This window comes from Allobosea sp., assembly GCF_051860145.1.
GTDB lineage: Bacteria > Pseudomonadota > Alphaproteobacteria > Rhizobiales > Beijerinckiaceae > Allobosea.
In genome coordinates this window covers 179,196-200,449 of sequence record NZ_JBHYEM010000003.1, presented here as the reverse complement: position 1 = coordinate 200,449, position 21,254 = coordinate 179,196, and the positions used below count along the sequence as shown (strand labels likewise).

The window sequence follows — 21,254 nt, the reverse complement described above, 5'->3', positions numbered from 1 at the left end:
AATGCGCATTTTCGTAATCGCGCATTGCCCTTCACGTCGCGTCAGTTGTAGTTCTGGCGCGGCATGACCGAACTCAACAAGCGCCACAGCGAGATTCTCGATATCCTCTCCCGGCGCGGCTATGCGGCGATCGAGGAGATGGTGGCGGCGTTCAACGTCACGCCCCAGACCTTGCGCCGCGACCTCCAGGAACTCTCGGACCGGGGCCTGCTGCGCCGCCATCATGGCGGGGCCAGCGCCAATCTCAGCACCGCCAATGCCGATTACGAGTTGCGCCATGTCGAGACGGCGGCGGAGAAGGCCGCGATCGCGCGCGCGGCGGCCGAGCTGGTGACGCCCGGCAGCTCGCTGTTCCTGACGCCCGGGACCACTGTCGACGCGCTGGCCAAGGCGATCGCGGAACGGCGCCCGCGCGGTCTGCGCGTCGTCACCAACAGCACGGCTGCGGCCTCGATCCTCGACCGCTGCCCGGAGATCTCGATCCTGATCACCGGCGGCTTCTGGCTCGGCCAGAACCGAGCGCTCGGCGGCATGCATGCGGCCGCCTTCATCGAGAACTACCGCTGCGACCTGCACATGACGAGCATCGGCGGCATCGATGCGGACGGCAACCTGCTGGAATATCGCGACGACGAGGCCGTGGTCGGCCGCGCCATGATGCGCAATGCGCGCCGCTCCGTGCTGCTCGCCGACCATACCAAGTTTTCCCGTGTCGCGATGTCCCGCGTGGCGCATCTGCGGGAAATGAGCACGCTCGTCACCGACCGGAAGCCTGGCCCGACGACGCTGCAGATGATCAAGGACGCGCGCTGCGAACTGATCGTCGCCGGCTAGCTTAGCGCCCGAGGCCTTGCGGCCGCGCAAGCGCGGCCGCAGTTCTTATGCTGAGTTCAGGCAAGAATGCCGCGCAGCGATCGCCCTGTACAAAGAATTACTGTCAACACACCTCCCTTTTGGGGAGTGCGTCGATTCGAGTCGGGCTGTATTACCTCCAAATAGACAATTTCACCGTCGTATTTTGAGGTAAGTTCGCGCGACCCGAGTAGCCAGCTACGTTTATCAATCTGCAAACAAAAGCAACGGAAGCGCCTAGAGGCTCACCGTAAACAGTGAATCGCAGCAATAATCTGAGGCAACCATCGGATTCCCGAGCTTGAACGTGAGGGCCGTTGCATTTTGGGGGGTCTTGAAACATGGCGAATTATATCAGATTGACCGCAGGAACGGCGTTTCAAACTGTTCTGACTTCCACAATTCTGACGGGAGACGGAAGCGGATTATCTTCCGTGACGCTTGGTCTTAGCGATGGCACGTCGCTCGTGCTGACCGGATCGGGGATCACCATCGCGGGCGGGCAGATGACCGCCGGGACGATCACCGCTCTGACCCATGCCAATGGCGGAACCAATATCGAGACCATCGCCGAGCTCAGCTACTCGGCCGTCACGTTCCAGTCGTTCCTGACCCCGAGCGTCAACGGCGCGGGGCTAATGACCTCGCTCTTCGCCGGCGAGGACGAGCTGCGCGGCTATTCCGGAGCGGATCTGCTCCTGGGTGGAGGAGGCGACGACACCCTCTACGGCTTCGGCGGCAACGATACGCTGAACGGCGGCGATGGCATCGACTTTGCCAGCTACAAGATCGAGGCGGGCAGCCTGGGCGTCATCGCCAATCTCGCCACGGGAACCGCCACCGACACCTTCGGCGCGACCGATACCTTCATTTCGATCGAGGGGCTGATCGGCAGCATGAACGCCGATACCCTGATCGGCGACGACGGCAACAACACCTTCCGGGCCTATATGGGCAACGACACCATCCATGGCGGCGGCGGCTTCGACACGCTCGACTTCATCAGCTCCAATGACGCCCTGAGGCCGGCGCAGGCGATGTATCTCGGATCGAGCGGCGTCACCGTCAATCTCGCGACGGGCATCGCCACCGACCAGTTCGGCAACACCGACACCTTCACGAGCATCGAGGCCGTCCGGGGCACGAACCGTGTCGACGTCTTCATCGGAAACGCCGACAATAATCAGTTCCGCGGGTTCGGCGGCGGCGACTTCATCAATGGCGGCGCCGGCTTCGACACGATGTCGTACCAGAGCGACGCCGCCTTTGGCGGAACGGGCGCGGTCATCGTCAATCTCAGTGCGGCAAGCGTCACGGTCAACGGCTTCACCGTGGCGGCCGGGACGGCGCGGGACGGTTTTGGCGACACCGACACGCTGACCAGTATCGAAGCGGTGCGCGGCACGGCCGGGGCCGATTATTTCTACAGCGGCGCCAACGTCACCGCAGGCGGCACGGCGAGCAACACCTTCTTCGGCCTCGGCGGCAATGACGTCTTCGTCGGCTCGGGCGGCCTGAACCCCGACACGGTCGATTACAGTCTCGACGTGTCCTTCGGCGCAACGCACGGCATCCGGGTCAACCTGAGCGCAACCAATGTCCAGGGCGGCATCGCGACGGACACGGTGGAGGGCTCGTTCGGCGACATCGACCGGGTCTTCGGCATCCGCAACATCACCGGCACGCAATTCGCCGACGAGATCTTTGGCGGCGGGAATGCGAATGTCCTCAGGGGCGGTAACGGAAGCGACTATATCTTCGGCGGCGGCGACGACGACCTCCTGGAGGGCGGCACCGGCGCCGACATCCTCGACGGCGGCAGCGGCGTCGACTACGCGAACTACACGTGGGGCGGTCCGGCGGTGGGCAGCTCGGGCGTCTATGTCGATCTCGCGAACGGCTTCGCGCAGGACAATACCGGTGCCTACGACACGTTGAGCAACATAGAGGGCGTCTACGGAACCAATGAGCTGCGCGCCGGCACGCTCTCGGACGTGATAATCGGCAATAGCGGCAACAACAACTTCTTTGGCCTGGGAGGACAGGACTATATCCTCGGCGGCGCCGGCTTCGATTATATCGACGTCGGCTCGGGCGCGAACAACATCGCCCTGGGCGGAGCCGATGACGATACGCTGGTCGGCGGCGTCGATGCCGATTTCCTCTATGGCAATGGCGGTTCCGACGCCCTGTATGGCGGCGACGGCGAGGATTGGCTCTTCGGCGGCGATTTTTCGGGACCGGCGATCACCGGCGCCGACACGGTGTACGGCGGCGCCGGCAACGACGTCCTGGCGGTCGGCTCGGTCGGCGGCAGCTTCGCGCTCGCCGATGGCGGCTCCGGCAACGACATCATCTATGGCGGCGCCAATGCCAATGATCTCATTCGCGGCGGCACCGGCAGCGATTATCTCTACGGCAATACCGGCGCGGACACCTACCGTTTCGGGGCCGGCGACCTGGTCTCGGGCGAATTCGACACGGTCTTCACCTTCAATGCCGGCGACCGGCTGTCCTTCGACACCTCCTATGCCGGCCGCATCTCCGCCTTCGGGGGGACCAATGGCGGTGTCGCCGGCGTCTATATCGTCGACTCGGGCAGCAGCTGGTTCGCCTGGCTGCCCTACCAGACCGTCGCCCAGGTCAATGCGGAGATCGTGTTCGCCTGACGAAACAGGGTGCGGGTTGACAGTCCCGCCGCCGCTGGCCGACGCTCTCCCGTAGAAAAGCGGGAGAGTGTTGGATCATGCGTCTGTTCGCCGCGTCGCTTGCCACCGAAACCAACACCTTCTCTCCGGTTCCGACATCCCGCGCCAATTTCGAGGCTTCCGCCTATTTCCCGGCCGGACAGCATCCGGACCGCGCGACCCATACGACCGCGCCGCTTTACGTTGCGCGACAGCGGGCGAAACAGGACGGCTTCACCCTGATCGAAGGCTCCTGCTTCTGGGCCGAGCCGTCGGGCACCTGCGCGAAGGCCGATTACGAGGAGATGCGCGACGAGATCCTCGGCCAGCTCAAGGCGGCGATGCCGGTCGACGGCGTGCTGCTCGGCCTGCACGGGTCGATGGTCGCGCATGGCTATGACGATTGCGAAGGCGACATCCTCGAACATGTCCGCGCCATCGTCGGCCCCAAGGTGCCGATCGGCGTCGAGCTCGATCCGCATTGCCACCTGACCGAGAAGCGCGTGCGGCTGGCGGACGCGATCATCCTCTACAAGGAATATCCGCATATCGATTTCGTCGAGCGCGCCGAGGAGCTGGTCGACATCATCACGCGCACGGTTCGCGGCGAGATCAGGCCGGTGATGTCGCTCTATGATTGCCGGATGATCGAGCTCGTGCCGACGACGCGCGAACCGGGCCGTTCCTTCGTCGACCGGATGAGCGCGCTCGAAGGCAAGGACGGCGTGCTCTCGGTTTCGCTGGCGCATGGTTTCCAGCAGGGCGACGTTCCGGAGATCGGCACGCGCGTGCTGGTGATCACCGACGACGCCAAGGCGGCGGGCGACGCGCTCGCGACCAGGCTCGGCGAGGAGTTCCGCTCGCTCAAGGGCCAGTTCGCGCCGCCGGTGGTCCCGCTCGACGAGGCGCTCGACCGGGCGCTGGCCAGCACCGGGAACGGGCCGACCGTGATCGCGGATTCGACCGACAATGCCGGTGGCGGCGCGGCCTCCGACAACACCAACATCATCCACCGCCTGCGCGAGCGCGGCATCACCGACGCCGCGATCGGGCCGGTCTGGGACCCCGTCGCCGTCGCCTTCTGCCTGACCGCCGGGGTCGGCGCGACCATTCCGCTGCGTTTCGGCGGCAAGGCCGCATCGACCTCGGGCGTGCCGGTCGATGGCGAGGTCACCGTGCTGGGGGCCGTGCGCAACGGCACGCAGAGCTTCGGCACGGCCAAGGTGCCGATCGGCAACGGTGTCGGCATCCGCATCGACGGCATCGACGTGTCGCTGATCTCGCATCGCAGCCAGGCGCTCGGGCTCGAGATCTTCACCAGCGTCGGCATTGACCCGACGCAGAAGCGGATCGTCAGCGTGAAGTCGACCAACCATTTCCACGCCGCCTACGGACCAATCGCCAGCGCGGTGATCTATACCGATGGTGGCGGCCCGTCGCATCTCGACGTGCGCAAATATCCCTACCGCAAGATCGCCCGCCCGCTCTGGCCACATGACCCGCTGCCGCCGGGCCGCCTGGTCGTCTGATCTCGAACGCGTCGAATGTGCTTGCGGAGGGCGACAAGGCCGTGAGTTAATGACCGCGGATAGCCGACGAGGCGAATGTCCGCGGCCGTCCTGCATCTCTGGGAGGAGTATGACATGACCACCACACGCCGCAGATTCGTTCAGGGCGGGCTCGCCGCCGGAGCGCTCACCGCTGCTCCAGCCCGTGTCCGGGCGCAGGCAACGCCGCCGGTGGCGCGCACGATCCGCGCCGTGCTGCATGGCGATCTTCGCGTCTTCGATCCGATCTGGACGACCGCGAACATGACCTCCTACCACGCCGGCATGGTCTACGACATGCTGTTCGGCGTGGACGACAAATACGAGCCGAAGCCGCAAATGGTCTCGAAATGGGGCCTTTCGGACGACCGCAAGACCTATACCTTCGAGCTGCGCGACGGGTTGCGCTTCACGGACGGCACGCCGGTGACGGCGAGGGATTGCGTCGCCTCGATCCGGCGCTGGGCGGCCCGCGACGGCGGCGGCCAGCACATGCTGGCGCGCCTGGCCGACACGCCGGTCAAGGACGACAAGACCTTCCAGATCGTGATGAAGGAGCCCTACAGCCTGGTGGTGGAGTGGCTCGCCAAGGCGGCGACGAATGTCTGCTACATCATGCGCGAGAAGGAAGCGCAGACCGATCCGAACCAGCAGATCCAGACGATCATCGGCTCGGGGCCGTTCACCTTCAACCAGGACGCCGTCGTCCAGGGCCAGCGCTACGTCTACGACAAGAACCCGAACTATGCGCCGCGCTCGGAGCCGGCCGTGTTCACCTCCGGCGGCAAGGTCGTGAATGTCGACCGCGTCGTCTTCGAGAACATCGCCGATGAGGCGACGGCGATCGCCGCTATCCGCGCCGGCGAGATCGACATGATCGAATATCCGAATGTCGACCTGCTCTCCTCGCTCGAAGGCGAGAAGGAGATCAAGCTCGAGGTCCTGAACAAGCAGGGCCAGCTCGGCTGGGCGCGCGTGAACTGGCTCTATCCGCCCTTCAACAACGTCAAGGCCCGGCAGGCCATGCTGCACCTCATCCACCCGACCGAGGTGATGAAGGCGACCTTCGGCGAGGAGAAATATTTCAGGGGCTGCTCGTCGCTGTTCGGCATGGGCACGCCGATGGAGAACGACGCCAATATCGGCTGGTTCAAGGAAGGCCAGAACATCGAGAAGGCGAGGCAGCTGCTCAAGGAATCCGGCTATGACGGCCGGCCCGTCGTCGTGCTGCAGGCGACCAATATCGCCTATATGAACAATGGCGCCAACCTGATCGCGCAATGGATGCGGCAGGCGGGCTTCAACGTCTCGCTGCAGGCCTCGGACTGGGGCGCGGTGATCACGCGGCGCGCCGTCAAGACGCCGCCGGACCAGGGCGGCTGGAACGTCTTCTTCACCTCGGGCTCGGTCAACGCCTTCGGCAATCCGGTGGCGCTCAGCGGCCACGCGGCCAATGGCGAGAAGGGCTGGTTCGGCTGGCCTTCCGACGAGAAGCACGAGGCCTTCCGCAACAAATGGGCGCAGGCGGCCGATGATGCCGAGCGCAAGCAGATCGCGCGCGACATGCAGCAGAACGCCTGGGATTTCGTGCCGCACATGTATTTCGGGCAATGGTTCCAGCCCGCGGCGCTGCGCAACCTGACCGGGCTGATCGGCATGCCGGAGCTGATCCCGTTCTGGAACGTCAAGAAGGGCTGAGGCCGCTTGGCCCCTTCCGCCTACGCTGCCGGATTCCGCCGCCTGCGGAGTCCGGACCAGCGCTCTTTCGCCGGCTGCCGCGTCTTCGCGGCGGCTTTCCGATCCCGCAGGCCTTGACGGAGCGCGACCGGACCGATGTTCACCTATCTCGCCCACCGCCTTGCCTCGACCATTCTGGTGATGGCGCTCGTCGGCATCTTCGTCTTCCTGCTCCTGCATCTCTCCGCCGGCGATCCGGCCGCGATCATCGCAGGCGATTACGCCACGCCTGACCAGATCGTCGCGATCCGCCAGCGGCTCGGGCTCGACGATCCGCTGCTGGTGCAGTTCGGGCGCTGGGCCTTCCGGGTGATCAAGGGCGATCTCGGCGTCTCGATCTTCTCCAACACGCCGGTGAGCGTGCTGATCCTGCAGCGCCTCGAGCCGACGCTGTCGATCGCGCTGCTGACGATGCTTTTCGCCGTCACGATCGCGGTCAGCTTCGGCGTGCTCGCCGCCTGGAAGGTGGGCAGCCTGCTCGACCGCGCGCTAATGGGCTTTTCCGTGCTCGGCTTCTCGATGCCGGCCTTCGTCGTCGGCTATGTGCTGATCTACATCTTCGCGATCGAGCTGCGCTGGCTGCCGGTGCAGGGCTACAAGCCTTTCGCCGACGGGATCGGCCCCTGGGCGCTGCATCTCATCCTGCCGACGGTGACGCTCGGACTGGCCTATATCGCGCTGATCGCGCGCATCACACGCACATCGATGCTGGAGGTGCTGGCCGAGGATTATATCCGCACGGCCAAGGCCAAGGGCGTCTCGACCAAGCCGATGCTGATGAAGCACGCCCTGAAGAATGCCGGGGTGCCGATCATCACGGTGATCGGCATTGGCGTCGCCCTGCTGATCGGCGGCGTGGTGATCACCGAGACGGTGTTCAACATTCCCGGCATCGGCCGGCTCGTCGTCGATGCCATCTCGAAGCGCGACTACCCGATCATCCAGGGCGTGATCCTGCTGTTCTCCGGCATCTATGTCCTCGTCAACCTCCTGGTCGATCTCACCTATTCCCTGATCGACCCGCGGATTCGCTACTGATGGGGGGCTGCCGATGAGTTCCGTCGCCGCCCCGGTCGCCGTCCGCCCGCAGCGCAGCCCCGCGGCGCGCCTCTGGCGCTTCGCGCGCCGCAACCCGACCATGCTGTTCGGCGCCGCGATCCTGGCCTTCTTCGTCGCGGTCGCGGTGTTCGCGCCGCTGATCTCGGGCGACCCGATGCTGAAGGCGCCGACGCGCCGGCTGCTGCCGCCCTCGGCCCAGTTCTGGTTCGGCACCGACCATCTCGGGCAGGATGTCTTCGCGCGAACGACGCATGGCGCCCGGGTCTCGCTGATCGTCGGGCTCACGGTTGCGGCGCTGTCGATTCTCGTCGGGCTGATGATCGGGTTGCTGGCCGGCTATTTCCGCCGCGTCGATGCGGTCGTGATGCGGCTGATGGACGGGCTGATGGCGATTCCGGCGATCCTGCTCGCCATCGCGCTCGTCGCCCTCAACCGCGGCAGCATCGGCATCGTCATCGCCGCCATCACCATTCCCGAGATCCCGCGCGTGGTCCGGCTGGTACGCTCGGTCGTGCTCGGGGTGCGCGAGCAGCCCTTCGTCGAGGCCGCGATCGCGGGCGGGGCGCGGGTGCCCAAGATCATCCTGCGTCATATCATGCCGAGCACGATCCCGCCCTTGATCGTGCAGGCGACCTATATCTGCGCCTCCGCCATCCTGGTCGAGGCGTCGCTGTCCTTCCTCGGCGCCGGCGTCCCGCCCGAGATCCCGAGCTGGGGCAACATGATCGCCTCGAGCCGGCTCTACCTGGCGCGCGCGCCCTGGACGATCTTCTGCCCGGCGATCGCGCTGGCGCTGGTCGTGCTGGCGGTCAACCTGCTCGGCGACGGCCTGCGCGACAAGCTCGACCCGCGCCTGTCGCGGCGGATGTGACCATGGCTGAAACCCTTCTCTCCGTTCGCGATCTCGAAACCCATTTCTTCAACGAGGACGGCGTCACGCGTGCCGTCGGTGGGCTGTCGCTGACCGTCTCGCCCGGCGAGACGCTCGGCATCGTCGGCGAGTCCGGCTGCGGCAAGAGCGTCACCGCGCTCTCGATCATGCGGCTGCTGCCGCCGACGATCGGCCGCACGGTGGCGGGCTCGGTCCGGTTCGAGGGCAAGGACCTGCTGAGTCTGTCGGAGCGCGAGATGCGCGCCATTCGCGGCAACAACATCGCGATGATCTTCCAGGAGCCGATGACCTCGCTCAACCCGGTCCTTACGGTCGGGGAGCAGATCGCCGAGGCGGTGCGCATCCATCAGGGCGCCGATCCGAAGGCGGCGCTGGCGCGGGCGGGCGAGATGCTGTCGCTGGTGAAGATCCCCGACGCCAAACGCCGGCTCAGTGATTATCCGCACCAGTTCTCAGGCGGCATGCGCCAGCGCGTGATGATCGCGATGGCGCTGGCCTGCAATCCGCGCCTGCTGATCGCCGACGAGCCGACGACGGCGCTCGACGTCACCATCCAGGCCCAGATCCTGCGCCTGATCGTCGAGCTGAAGGAGCGTACCGGCTCGGCCGTGATCCTGATCACGCATGATCTCGGCGTGGTCGCCGAGACCTGCCAGCGCGTCATCGTGATGTATGCCGGCCGCAAGATCGAGGAGGCCGGCGTCGAGGCGCTGTTCGACCAGCCGCTGCATCCTTATACGCGCGGGCTGATGGCCTCGATCCCGCGTTTCAGGGGGCTGGCGCGGGGCCGCCGCCTCAACGAGATTCCCGGCATCGTTCCGTCGCTGCGCGAGCCGATCCAGGGCTGCGCCTTCGCGCCGCGCTGCATTCTGGCGACCGAGCGCTGCCGGATCGAGGCGCCTGCCTTGCGCGAGCTCGCATCGGGCCATGTCGTGGCCTGCCACGAGGCGGAGAGGGCGTTGGCGGCATGAGCGCTCCAGTTCTCGAAGTCGAAGACCTGAAGAAGCATTTCGGGCTGAAGAAGAAGCTGTTCCTGCGCGAGACGCAGGCGATCAAGGCCGTCGATGGCGTCAGCTTCAGCATCGGGCCTGGCGAGACGCTCTGTCTCGTCGGCGAATCCGGCTGCGGCAAGAGCACGGTTGGCCGGCTGATCCTGCGCCTGATCGAGCCGACCTCCGGCACCGTCAAGCTCGATGGCGAAGACATGACCGCCGTCGCGACCTCGGACCTGCGGCCGTTCCGGCGCAAGGTCCAGATGATCTTCCAGGACCCTTACGCCTCGCTCAATCCGCGCCTGAATGCCGGCACCATCGTCGCCGAGCCGCTGGAGAACTATGGCGAGCTGTCCCGTAGCCAGCGCGAGGCCCGCGTCGAGGCGCTGTTCGGCAAGGTGGGCTTGAGGCCCGATGCGATGCGCAAGTTCCCGTTCGAGTTCTCCGGCGGACAGCGCCAGCGGCTCGGCATCGCGCGCGCGCTGGCGCTATCGCCCTCGCTCATCGTCGCCGACGAGCCGGTCTCGGCGCTCGACGTCTCGGTCCAGGCGCAGGTGCTCAACCTGCTGATGGACCTGCAGGAGGAGATGGGGCTGGCCTATCTCTTCATCTCGCATGATCTCGGCGTGGTCGAGCATATCGGCCACCGCATCGCGGTGATGTATCTCGGCCGGATCGTCGAGATCGCCGGCAAGGAGGAACTCTTCCGCGAGCCGCGCCACCCCTATACCCGCGCCCTGATCGCGGCGGCGCCCGTGCCCGATCCGCGCGCCAAGCGCGAGCGCATCGTGCTCGAAGGCGACGTGCCGTCCCCGGTCAATCCGCCTTCGGGCTGCACCTTCCACACGCGCTGCCCCTTCGCCTTCGCGCGCTGCCGGGTGGAGACGCCTGTCCTGACCCAGCGCGCCTCGGGCCACTGGGCCTCGTGCCATCTCGAAGAGGGCTGAGCGGCGGCGCGTTCGCTCAGGCGATCTCTCGCGCCGCGCCCTGGACCGCCGCCAGCGTCGCGTCGACCACGGCTTCGTCATGTTCCGAGGAGACGAACCACGCGCCGCGCTCGAGCACGCGCACGCCGCGCCGGAGCAGGGCATGTGCGAAGCGGGTATAGGTGGCCTTGTCGGACAGGGCGACGTCCCGGTAGTTGCGCGCCGGCGCGTCGAGGCCGAAGGCGACGTGGAACATCAGCGGGAAGCCGACGACCTGCGCCTTGATGCCTTCCTGCGCCAGGATCTCGCGGATGCCGTCCTGAAGCCGCTGGCCGTGAGCGGAACTGCGCGCAAAATGCTCGGGCGTCAGCGCGTTCTGGGTGGCGACGAGCGCGGCAAGCGTGATCGGCTGGGCGTTGAAGGTGCCGCCATGCAGCACGCCGCCACTGGCGAACAGGTCGATCAGCTCGGCGCGGCCGGCAATGGCCGCGACCGGGAAGCCGTTGGCGATGGCCTTGGCCATGATCGTCAGGTCGGGCGTGACGCCGAAAAGCTCCTGCGCTCCGCCGCGGCCGAGCCGGAAGCCGGTGATGACCTCGTCGAAGACCAGCAGCGTGCCATGCTTGCGGCAGGCGGCCAGAGCGCCGGCGAGATAGCCGGCGGCGGGTGCGATGGCGCCCTGGTTGCACATCGCCGGTTCCATCAGGACGGCGGCGACGTCGCCCCTGGCCAGCCGCGCCTCCAGCGCCGGCAGGTCGTTCCAGCCGAGGACGGCGATGCCGCTCGAGGCGTCCGGGTCCTGGCCGTTGCTGCCCGCGAGCGGCGTCGGGGCCTCGGCCGGCCCGCCGGTTCCCGGCGCCGGCGCCGCCGACCACAGGATGTTGTCGAACCAGCCGTGATAATGGCCTTCGAACTTGACGATGGTGCGCCGGCCGGTCGCGGCGCGGGCGAGCCGCATCGCCGCCTGCGCCACTTCCGAGCCGGACGAGCCGAAGCGCAGTCGCTCTGCCGAGGGGACGCGTTCGCAGATCAGCTTGGCGGCCTCGTATTCGACCATGGCCTGGCCGGCATAGAGGATGCCCTGGTCGGCCTGCCGCTTGACCGCGTCGAGCACGCCGGCCGGCGTGTGGCCGAGCACCATGGCGCCCATGCCGCAATAATAGTCGATGATCCGGTTGCCATCGATGTCGATCAGATAGGCGCCGTCGCCGCGCTCGAAGACCAGCGGGCCGGGCGTCATGCCGAGGCGGAAATTGCTGTTGACCCCGCCGGCGATATAGCGCGCGTTCTCGGCGATCTGGCGTGCTGATTTCTCGAAGCGCAAGCCGCCCGCTGCCGCCGGGCCATTCTCGTCAGTTCGCACGTTTCGCTCCCGTTCACAGCCCTTGCCGCCGAAAAGACCAGAGGCAAAACTCACTGTAAAGGAACGCGTGTTTCGTGTTGTGGAATTCTGGCCCGGCGCTAACAATGGCGGCCCAACCAGAGCGAGAGGCTGAGAATGGCGCCCCGGGACGACAACCCCTACATCGTGCTGCCGGTCATGAAGGCGCTGAAAGTCCTCGAGCTGGTGGCCGGGCGTGGCCATGAGGTCGCGCTGACGACGGTCTGCAAGGAGCTCGGCATCCCGAAGACGACGACGTTCCGTTATCTCCAGACCCTGGCGGAGGCCGGCTTCCTCAACCACAACCGGGCTTCCGACAAATACGATGTCGGCCCGCGGCTGCGCTCGATCGCCGGGGTCGACACCAGCCTGAGCAAGCTCAGGCAGCTGGCGCGCCCGGCCATGACTGGGCTGATGAACGAGTTCAACGAGACGGTGAATCTCGCGGTCAAGGGCAATGGCACGATCGTCTATATCGACCTGATCGAGGCCAACCGCTCATTGCGGATGCAGGCCCGGATCGGCGAGAGTCATCCGATGCATTCGACGGCGCTCGGCAAGGCGATTCTGGCCTTTCTGCCCGATGACGAGAAGCAGCGCTATTTCGAGATGCCGCTGACGGAGCGAACGGGGCGGACGCTGATCGAGCGCGAGGAGATCGAGCGCCAGCTCAGGCTCGTCTGCAAGACCGGCTACGCCACCGAGACCGGCGAGAACGAGGATGGCGCCATGTGCGTCGGGGCGCCGATCTTCGATGATCGCGGCTACCCGGTGGCGGCGATCAGCATCTCGGCGCCGCTGATGCGGATGCCGAGGCCGCTGGCCGCCAAGGCCGGCGCCCGGTTGCTCGACGTCGCGCGCGGCCTGTCGACCCATCTCGGCGCGGGGCAGGTCAGCGTGACGGCTAGCGCCTGACGATGGCGACGCATTCGATCTCGAAGCGCAGTGAGGCCGGCAGGCAGCTGGTGAGCGTCGTGCGCGCCGGATAGGGCTCGGCAAAATACTCTCGATAGAGGCGGTTGAAGGTGGCGAGATCCTCGGCGTCGCGGACATAGTTGCGCGTCTGCACGACATGGGCGAGGTCACTGCCCGCTGTTTCGAGGACCTTGCGCAGGTTCTCGATCGAGCGCCGCATCTCGCCCTCGAAACTGTCGGAGACGATCTGGCCGCTGGCATCGACCGATGCCTGACCCGAGACGAAGACCAGCTCGCCGACACGAGCACAGGGGCTGAAAGGCAGGTGCGAGCGCGGCGTGCCCGGAGCGGAGGGATGCTCGATCATTCGGGCCTCCAGTCCGGATGGATGGGATAGACCGGCTGGCGCAGGCGGCGATAGGGCAAGGTCTCGATCCTGCTGGTGCAGGGGCCGGCCGTCGCGACGGTGAAGCTGCCGGCTGCGATCGGATCATAGGCGCGCCGATGCGCGACCGCCGCCTTGACGCCGATGGCCTTGAGCGTCTCGGGATGGATGCCCTGCGAGCGGAACTGCGCGAGGTCGAAAGGCGGCGTCTTGCGGCTGGTCAGCAGGATCGTGACCCCATCACCAACCGTCACCACCGCCGACGGTCCCATGTCGAAATGCGCGCCCTGCGAGGCGGCGAGATGGCTGTTGCGGTCTTCCAGCGCGAAGCGCCCGTCGCTGCGGCTGACGAAGCGGGCCTCGATCTCGACAGGGCCGTCGGCGATGGCGCTACCCTTGCCGCCGATCGAGAGCAGGCGCGTCTCGCCGGGTTGCGCATCGGCGAGGGCCGCCACCGCAGCCGGATCGGCGATCGCTACGGCGGAGTTGCCGAGGCCGTGCCGGAGCAGGGCCCGCAGCACCGCCGTTCCGTCGCCGGGCGCGCCGCCGCCGATATTGTCGGCGGGCTCGACAATGAGATAGGGACCGCCCGCCAGACCCTTGATCCGGTCGACCGCCTCGTCGAGATCCCATTCGCGCGGCATGCCGAGATCGCGCAGCGCGACGGCGAGGGCGACCAGCTGGACAAGTGCGCCCCGCGCGCCCTCGTCGCCGCCGCTGGTCACCAACGAGAACGCCACACCGGCATCGGGCACGTCGGAAAACGAATAGCCGGCTATCACGTTGACGGCCCAGATCGCCGGGTCTTCCTGCTCGATCTGCCGGGCCAGGGCCTCGAGGTCGCGCATGGGCTGGTCGGCCGTGCCGGTGCCGGTCGGCGGCCAGACCAGGGGCGCGCCGGCCGACAGCATGTGCGGCAGCTCGCCGCCCTTCAGCGCGCGGGCCAAGAGCCGTGCCGAGCGCACCGCCGCGTCCCGCGCATCGGCATGCGGGTTCTCGCGATAGGCGACGAGGCCGTTGGCGTGGCGCGCCATCTTGGCGGTGAAGGTCGCGTGCAGGTCGAAGACGCCGAAGAGCGGCAGGGTCTCGGCTCCCGAAACCGCACGGATGCGGGCGAGCAGCTCGCCTTCCGGATCGATGCTCTCGGTGGTGACCATGGCGCCATGCAGCGCCAGCCAGATGCCGTCGAGCCCGCCCTCAGCGAGCGCGCGGCGCAGGTCCGCCTCGCATTCTTCCCAGAAGGCCTCGAAGACCGCGTGCTCAACCGTGCCGGCCGGCAGCGCGGTGTAGTCGGCGACCGGCACGACCTCCCAGCCCTCGTCCTCCGCCACCTCCAGGAAGCCATCGATGGTCGACGCGTCGCCGCGCCGCTGCAGCATCTGCTCGTGTCGCTTGAAGGTGAAATCGGCGAGCGTGATGCGCTCGTCCACGAAGCTATGCGTCTCGTGGAACAGGCCTGCCAGCAGGATGCGGGGGCGTTTCGTCATGGCATGTCCTCGTGGCCGGAACTGCGGGCGTGGCCGGCAAAGGCGGGCGGCGTTTCGCGCCTGCACGGACGGCGTTCGGCCTCGGCGGGATTCTTGGGCGGGACGCCGGCCACGGCGCAACCCGCCATTATTCCGCGTGACGGAACCGCGCGGCTTTGACAGCGCTTTCCGCTTTCCGGCTACATCCATCGGGTCGCAGCGCGCTTTGGACGGTGCCTTTGGCGACGCGGCGCGGCCGGCGGGGAGAGGCAGATGCGGGTCTTTGCGGCGTCGCTCGCAACGGAAACCAACACGTTCTCGCCGCTCTTCGTCGACCGGAGCGCCTTCGAAAGCGCCTTCTACTGCCCGCCGGGCACCCATCCGGAGACGCCGACCCTGTGCTCCTCGCCGATCGTCGCGGCGAGGCGGCGGGCGCAGGCGGAGGGCTTCACGCTGATCGAGGGCACGGCCACCTGGGCCGAGCCGGCGGGATTGGTGTCGCGCGAGGCTTATGAGGGGTTGCGCGACGAGATCCTCGGCCAGCTTCGGGCCGCCCTGCCGGTCCAGGTCGCGCTGTTCGGCCTGCACGGCGCGATGGTCGCGCGCGGCTACGACGATTGCGAGGGCGATCTGCTCGCCCATGCAAGGCAAATAGCCGGCCCGGACTGCATCATCGGCGCCGAGCTCGACATGCATTGTCACCTGAGCGCGCAGATGGTCCAGTCCGCCGACGCGCTCGTCGCCTTCAAGGAGTTCCCGCATACCGATTTCCTGGAGCGCGCCGAGGATCTCGTCGCGCTCTGCCTGCGCGCGGCGCGGCGCGAGGTGCGGCCGACCAGCGCCGTCTTCGACTGCAGGACCATTGCAGGCTTCATGACCAGCCGCGAGCCGGGGCGCAGCTTCGTCGACCGGATCAAGGCGCTGGAGAACCGGGACGGCATCCTCAGCATCTCTGTCGCGCATGGGTTCCAGGCGGCCGATGTCTACGATGTCGGCACCAAGGTGCTGGTGATCGCCGATGACGATTACCATCAGGCGGCCGCGCTCGCGGAGAAGCTTGGTCGCGAGATCATCGGCTGGGGCTTTGGCGGCGGCACGCCGCCGCATTTCAAGCCGGAGGAGGCCATCGTGGAGGCCTTGACCCTGGCCGGGGACGGACGGCCCGTCATCCTCGCCGACCGCTGGGACAATCCGGGCGGCGGGGTGGCGGGCGATTCCACGGTCATGGTGGAGGCGCTGCTGCGGCGCCCCGAGATACCGGCTGCGATCGGCGCGATGTGGGATCCGGTCGCGGTCGGCTTCTGCCGGGCGGCCGGGGTCGGGGCCGAGATTGCGTTGCGCTTCGGCGGCAAGGCTGCGCCGAGCTCCGGCCGCCCGATCGATGCCACCGTGAGGGTGCGCGGCACGACCGCGGACCTGCTCGTTCCCTTCGCGCAGAGCTGGGTCTCGCTCGGCCCGGCAGCGGCGGTGACGATCGGCAATCTCGACGTGGTGCTGGCCTCGACCCGGGCGCAGACCTTCAGCCCGCCGGTGTTCACCGATCTCGGCATCGATCTCGCCGCGAAGAGGATCGTCGTGGTCAAGTCGTCGAACCATTTCCACGCCGCCTTCGCGCCCATCGCCGCCGCCGTGCTCTATCTCGACAGCGGCGGCCCCTATCCCTCCGATACGCGCAAGATCCCCTATCGGAAGGCGCGCCGGCCGCTGTTCCCGCTGGACCCGAACCCATGGCTCTGAACCCGCCCGCCACGGCTCTGCTGCCGCGTCTCGACCTCGCGCCATTGCGCGAGCAGGTCCTCGATCCCGCGACCAAGGGCCTGCCCTTCGGTACACGCGACCTGCGATTGGGCGAGATCGGCGGCCAGGGCTGGAACGTCCTCGCCGGCGACCTGCCGCTGCCGCTCGCCGTCATCCGCAGCAGCGTCCTGGCCGCGAACAGCGCCTGGATGAGCGCCTTCACGGCGCGCAACGGCCTGGAGATCGCGCCCCATGGCAAGACCACGATGGCGCCGCAGCTCTTCGATCTGCAGATCGCCGACGGCGCCTGGGCGATCACCGTCGCGACGGTGCAGCAGCTCGATGTCTGCCGGCGCTTCGGCGTCAAGCGGGTGATCCTCGCCAACCAGCCGGTCGGCTCGCAATCGCTTCAGGCCTGTTTCCGGGCGCTCGCGGACGAGGATTTCACGCTCTATTGCCTGGCCGACAGCCTGGAAGGCGTGGCCCTGCTCGCCGAGGCGGCCGGCCGCTCCCCTCCGCCACCGGGCAATCCCTTACGCATCCTGGTCGAGATCGGCTTCGAGGGCGGTCGCACCGGCGTGCGCACGCGCGAGGAGGGGCTGGCGGTGGCCCGGGCCGTGGGCGCGACGCCGGGCCTCCTGCTCGCGGGCTTCGAATGTTTCGAGGGGCTGCATTCCGTCCCTGCCGCGGCCGACCGACTGCTCGACGAGGTGATCGCGATCGCCGGGATCGCCGAGGGCGAGGGGCTGTTTGCGCCGGGCGCCCCGATGATTCTGAGCGCCGGCGGTTCCTCGCTGTTCGATCGGGTCGGCGAACGGCTCAACGCCGCCTCATTCGCGCGGCCGCTCGTCAAGCTCCTGCGCTCAGGCTGCTATCTTACGCATGACTCGATCGGCTACGACGCTGCGTTCCGGCGGATCGTCGCGGAGACCTCGCTCGGACTGCCGCAGGGTGGGCTCGAACCGGCCCTGGAGGTCTGGGCCTATGTCCAGTCGCGCCCGGAGAGCGGCAGGACGATGCTCACGGTCGGCAAGCGCGACATCAGCTACGATGCCGGACTGCCCGTGCCGCTGCGCTGGTACCGTCCCGGCAGCGACATGGCCGCGCCCGCGCCGATGCCGCCCGGCCATGCCGTGCTGGCCCTGAACGACCAGCACTGCCATCTCGGCACACCGTTCGAAAGCCCGCTGCGGGTGGGCGACATGGTGGCGTTCGGCATCGGCCATCCCTGCACGACCTTCGACAAATGGGGGCTGCTGATGCTGGTCGATGACGAGTACCGGGTCACCGACGCGGTCAGGACCTTCTTCTGAAGCAGCATGGGCTGCCGCTCACCGGGGCGGCGGCATGAAAACGGCGACGCAGGCCTTCAATCTCGTTTCTTCATACGGAACGAGCGGTCCTTGACGCGAATTTTAGCGATTACTAGTCTGACGGAATGGCCAAGCTGCGAGAGTAAATCCTGCGGCTGGGAAGTCGATGCCGAATTTATACTTCACGACTTGCTGATTTCGTAAGCAGACGTTCCGGGGAGCCCGAGCTCCATTCGGACCGCGAACGAAGCCGGGGAAGGACCTAAGTTGCGGATCGCGCTGATACATGTCGCCCAGGAGACGAACGACTTCAATCCGAGCCCGACCACGCTTGCGGATTATGAAGCTTTCGGAATCCATGAAGGCGCAGCGGTCATCGAGAACGCAAGCGCCTCCAGCCAGGTCGCCGGCTATCTCGCGGCGGTCGCGGAATCCGGGCTGCCGGTCGAGACGATCCCGATCATTCGCGCCTGGAGCGTCGCCGGCGGCCGCATCAGCCGCGAGGCGTTCGACTTCTTCCAGGACAAGATCCGCGAGGGCCTGCGCATTGCGGGTCCGATCGACGGCCTTGCCTTGCAGCTCCATGGCGCCTGCGCGGCCGAGGGGATCGACGATGTCGAAGGCGCGCAGGCGGAGCTCTGCCGCGCGATCCTCGGTCCCGACGTGCCGATCGTGCTCGGCCTCGACCATCACGCCAACGTCACCCAAAAGATCATCGACAACTGCACCGCCATCGCCGGTCACCGCACGCAGCCGCATGACGTGTTCGACACCGGCAAGGTCGGCACGGAGCTGCTGTTGCGGATCGTCCGCGACAAGCTGAAGCCGGCCATGGCCTGGCGCAAGATTCCATTGCTGTCGCATCAGGAGCAGTTCCTGACCTCGAAGGGGCCGATGAAGATCTGGTTCGATCGGGCGCGGGCGCTGGAAGCCGACCCACGCGTCCTCCAGGCCTCGAACTATCCGATGCAGCCCTGGCTCGACGTGGCGGAGGGCGGCTGGTCGACGATCGTCGTGACCGACGGGGCGCCTGAGTTGGCCGAGACGCTGGCCGACGAGCTTGCCGATCTGGCCTGGTCGATGCGCGACGATTTCCAGGTCAGGGAGGCGGTCTCCATCGACGACGCCGTGCGGATGGCCGACGCCGCCGCGCGCGGCATGGTGGTGATCAGCGACACCGGCGACACGGTGTTCGGCGGCGCTGCCGGCGACAGCAACCTGATCCTGGAGGCGATGCTGCGCCTCGGCATCCGCGGCAAGGCGCTGATCCCGCTGATCTCGCCGGCCGCTGTCGCGCGCCTCATCGAGGCGGGCGAGGGCGCCAGCGTGACCTTGCCGCTTGGCGGGGACGTGGCGACGGCCTTCTTCGAGCCGCTCGAGGTGACGGGTACGGTGCGGAGGATCGGCGGCGGCTCGATCTCGCTCGATTATAATCACCAGAGCCATGTCGAGATGGGGCGCGTGGTCGTATTCGATGCCGGGCCGGTGACGCTGCTGATCAGCGAATTGCGCGGCGTCGCCGGCAACCTGCCCGGCGTCTACGAGGCCTTCGGCATCGACCTGTCGGCGTATAAGATGGCCGTCCTGAAGACGGCGTCGAACTTTCAGTATTTCGCGCCGATCACCTCGCAGGTGATCCGGGCGGACACGCGCGGGCCGGGCCAGTCGGATGTCTTCACGCTTCCCTGGAAGCGGATCCCGCGGCCGGTCTATCCGCTCGAGAAGATCGAAGACTGGCGGGCCTAACACAACCAGGAACGGGAACGAGCCGGCCAGATCGCAGATTCTGAAACCGAACGGGAGAGCAGCGTCATGACAAACCGGCTCATGCGTCGATTCTGGACGCTGGGACTCGCGCTTCTGGCCCTGGCCAGCCTTTCGGCCGCGGATGCTGCAAGAGCGCAGCAGCTCAAGGGTGGCACCCTGCGCGTCGCGGTCCTCAGCGAGATCGCCAATTACGACCCGCAGCAGCTCTCGACGGTCAATTTCCACATCATCAAGAACCTCTATGACAGCCTGATCGAATACACGCCCGAGGGGAAGCCGGAGCCGAGCCTGGCGACGCAATGGACGATCGCGCCCGACAACAAGTCGGTCTCGGTCACCCTGCGCAGCGGCGTCACCTTCCATAGCGGCACGCCGTTCAATGCCGATTCCGTGCTGGCGACGCTGGTGAAGGGCGCCGACCCCAAGCGCGGCAAGAACGTCTATTCGACCATGTCGGTCGTCAAGGATTGGTCGGCGCCCGACGACAGGACCGTGACGATCAACTTCAACGATCCGGTTCCCGATCGTCAGATCCTCGACCTGCTGCAGTTCCTAATCCCGATCGATCCGAAGGGGATCGATACGGTCGAGACCGTTCCCGCCGGGACCGGTCCCTTCACGCTGGTGAGCCGGGCCGTCGGCCAGGGCCTGCGCCTCAAGGCCAATCCGAAATACTGGCGCGAGAAGCAGCCGATCGCGCAGGAGGTCGTCTTCACCCTGTTCAGCGAGGATGCGGCCGCGACGGCGGCGCTGGAATCGGGGGCCGTCGACATCATCTACAATGGCTCGGCGCGCAGCGCGGCCCGCCTGAAGAATGCCGGCTATCAGGTCTTCGCCGGGCCGGGAAAACTCGTCCAGGTCTTCCGCATCAACTCGACGCGCGGGCCGTTCCGCAACAAGGCCTTCCGCCAGGCCTTCAACTACCTGATGGACCGTCAGGGCATGCTGCGGGTCGCCTATGCCGGCATGGGCGAGGCCGTGGCGCTGCCCTGGGCGCCGGCGAGCCCCGCCTTCGACGCGACCTATACCAAGGAATTCGCCTATGATCTCGGCAAGGCGAAGAAGCTGCTCGCCGAATCCGGCCTCTCCGCCGCCGAGATGAAGGACTGGAAACTGCTGGTCAACGGCAGCGACGAGCCCTCCGTCGCGATCAGCCAGATCGTCCAGGGGTCGCTCAAGCAGGCCGGCATCCCGATCGAGCTCGATATCCGCCAGGGCGCCGAATATGTCGACGCGCTGCTCGGGGGCGATTTCGCGGCGGTCTTCGGCGGCGTCGGCAATGTCCAGAAATTTCCGTCGCGGGTGACGACGAACTCGATCTACCGCACGACCAAGAACCCGGTGCTGAAGGACCCGCATCCGCATCCGGACTATGTCGCGGCCATCGCCAAGGTCGACACGACCTTCGGTGCCGGCGCCGACGTCAAGGCGGCCTATGACCAGCTCAATCGCGTCCTGGTCGAGACCGCCTTCGCCATTCCGACCAATTCCTACGAGGTCGGCCTGATCGTCGCGTCAGAGAAGGTCGGCGGCATCAGCCTCGAGATGGACAATCTGTTCGTCGCGCGGACGATCGGCTTCAAGTAATGGCGGGCGCC

Annotated in this window: 16 protein-coding genes; 13 read left to right on the top strand and 3 right to left on the bottom strand. The window is 67.0% G+C overall.

Annotation, left to right across the window (positions count from 1 at the left end; translation table 11 throughout):
- Positions 1-63 precede the first annotated feature (63 nt).
- The 8 genes from ACTIF2_RS06650 (at position 64) to ACTIF2_RS06615 (ending at position 10,713) form a co-directional block, all read left to right on the top strand.
- On the top strand, positions 64-834 hold the full coding sequence (locus ACTIF2_RS06650) for a DeoR/GlpR family DNA-binding transcription regulator (RefSeq protein WP_439496257.1): 771 nt from the start codon (positions 64-66) through the stop codon (positions 832-834).
- Positions 835-1,286: 452 nt separating this feature from the next.
- Positions 1,287-3,521, top strand: a complete 2,235-nt coding sequence (locus ACTIF2_RS06645; protein WP_439496256.1) for a beta strand repeat-containing protein — start codon at positions 1,287-1,289, stop codon at positions 3,519-3,521.
- 77 nt (positions 3,522-3,598) lie between these two features.
- Positions 3,599-5,068 carry a M81 family metallopeptidase gene (locus tag ACTIF2_RS06640; protein WP_439496255.1) on the top strand — a complete coding sequence of 490 codons (1,470 nt, stop codon included), beginning with the start codon at positions 3,599-3,601 and terminating at the stop codon, positions 5,066-5,068.
- A 114-nt stretch (positions 5,069-5,182) separates the two neighbouring features.
- Positions 5,183-6,784, top strand: a complete 1,602-nt coding sequence (locus ACTIF2_RS06635) for an ABC transporter substrate-binding protein (RefSeq protein WP_439496254.1) — start codon at positions 5,183-5,185, stop codon at positions 6,782-6,784.
- A 135-nt stretch (positions 6,785-6,919) separates the two neighbouring features.
- Positions 6,920-7,861 carry an ABC transporter permease gene (locus ACTIF2_RS06630; protein ID WP_439496253.1) on the top strand — a complete coding sequence of 314 codons (942 nt, stop codon included), beginning with the start codon at positions 6,920-6,922 and terminating at the stop codon, positions 7,859-7,861.
- Between the two features lie 13 nt (positions 7,862-7,874).
- On the top strand, positions 7,875-8,753 hold the full coding sequence (locus tag ACTIF2_RS06625; protein ID WP_439496252.1) for an ABC transporter permease: 879 nt from the start codon (positions 7,875-7,877) through the stop codon (positions 8,751-8,753).
- Positions 8,754-8,755: 2 nt separating this feature from the next.
- Entirely contained in the window at positions 8,756-9,745 is a 990-nt protein-coding gene (locus ACTIF2_RS06620) for an ABC transporter ATP-binding protein (RefSeq protein WP_439496251.1), read from the top strand.
- A complete protein-coding gene (locus ACTIF2_RS06615; protein ID WP_439496250.1) occupies positions 9,742-10,713 on the top strand; it encodes an ABC transporter ATP-binding protein in 972 nt (323 codons plus the stop codon). Before ACTIF2_RS06620 ends, ACTIF2_RS06615 begins: the two co-directional genes overlap by 4 nt.
- Before the next feature lie 16 nt (positions 10,714-10,729).
- Here the strand turns inward: ACTIF2_RS06615 and ACTIF2_RS06610 are convergent, their stop codons facing one another.
- A complete protein-coding gene (locus tag ACTIF2_RS06610) occupies positions 10,730-12,055 on the bottom strand; it encodes an aspartate aminotransferase family protein (protein WP_439496249.1) in 1,326 nt (441 codons plus the stop codon).
- Positions 12,056-12,190: 135 nt separating this feature from the next.
- On the opposite strand from ACTIF2_RS06610, the gene ACTIF2_RS06605 reads away from it, so the two are divergent.
- Positions 12,191-12,988, top strand: coding sequence for an IclR family transcriptional regulator (locus tag ACTIF2_RS06605; protein ID WP_439496248.1), 798 nt, complete (start codon positions 12,191-12,193; stop codon positions 12,986-12,988).
- Here the strand turns inward: ACTIF2_RS06605 and ACTIF2_RS06600 are convergent.
- Both ACTIF2_RS06600 and ACTIF2_RS06595 read right to left on the bottom strand, forming a co-directional pair.
- The gene (locus ACTIF2_RS06600) at positions 12,978-13,355 is read right to left on the bottom strand and encodes a RidA family protein (protein WP_439496247.1); all 378 of its coding nucleotides are present in this window, start codon (positions 13,353-13,355) and stop codon (positions 12,978-12,980) included. The genes ACTIF2_RS06605 and ACTIF2_RS06600 overlap by 11 nt on opposite strands.
- Positions 13,352-14,860: a M81 family metallopeptidase gene (locus tag ACTIF2_RS06595; protein WP_439496246.1), complete on the bottom strand. Its 1,509-nt coding sequence runs from the start codon at positions 14,858-14,860 to the stop codon at positions 13,352-13,354. The genes ACTIF2_RS06600 and ACTIF2_RS06595 overlap by 4 nt, the downstream gene beginning before the upstream one ends.
- Positions 14,861-15,112: 252 nt before the next feature.
- On the opposite strand from ACTIF2_RS06595, the gene ACTIF2_RS06590 reads away from it, so the two are divergent.
- The 4 genes from ACTIF2_RS06590 to ACTIF2_RS06575 all read left to right on the top strand — a co-directional run bounded on the left by ACTIF2_RS06590 (position 15,113) and on the right by ACTIF2_RS06575 (position 21,243).
- Entirely contained in the window at positions 15,113-16,576 is a 1,464-nt protein-coding gene (locus ACTIF2_RS06590) for a M81 family metallopeptidase (protein WP_439496245.1), read from the top strand.
- Positions 16,567-17,889, top strand: a complete 1,323-nt coding sequence (locus tag ACTIF2_RS06585; RefSeq protein WP_439496244.1) for an alanine racemase — start codon at positions 16,567-16,569, stop codon at positions 17,887-17,889. The genes ACTIF2_RS06590 and ACTIF2_RS06585 overlap by 10 nt, the downstream gene beginning before the upstream one ends.
- A 267-nt stretch (positions 17,890-18,156) precedes the next feature.
- Positions 18,157-19,635: a M81 family metallopeptidase gene (locus tag ACTIF2_RS06580; RefSeq protein WP_439496243.1), complete on the top strand. Its 1,479-nt coding sequence runs from the start codon at positions 18,157-18,159 to the stop codon at positions 19,633-19,635.
- A 66-nt stretch (positions 19,636-19,701) separates the two neighbouring features.
- Positions 19,702-21,243, top strand: a complete 1,542-nt coding sequence (locus tag ACTIF2_RS06575) for an ABC transporter substrate-binding protein (RefSeq protein WP_439496242.1) — start codon at positions 19,702-19,704, stop codon at positions 21,241-21,243.
- Positions 21,244-21,254: the final 11 nt, after the last annotated feature.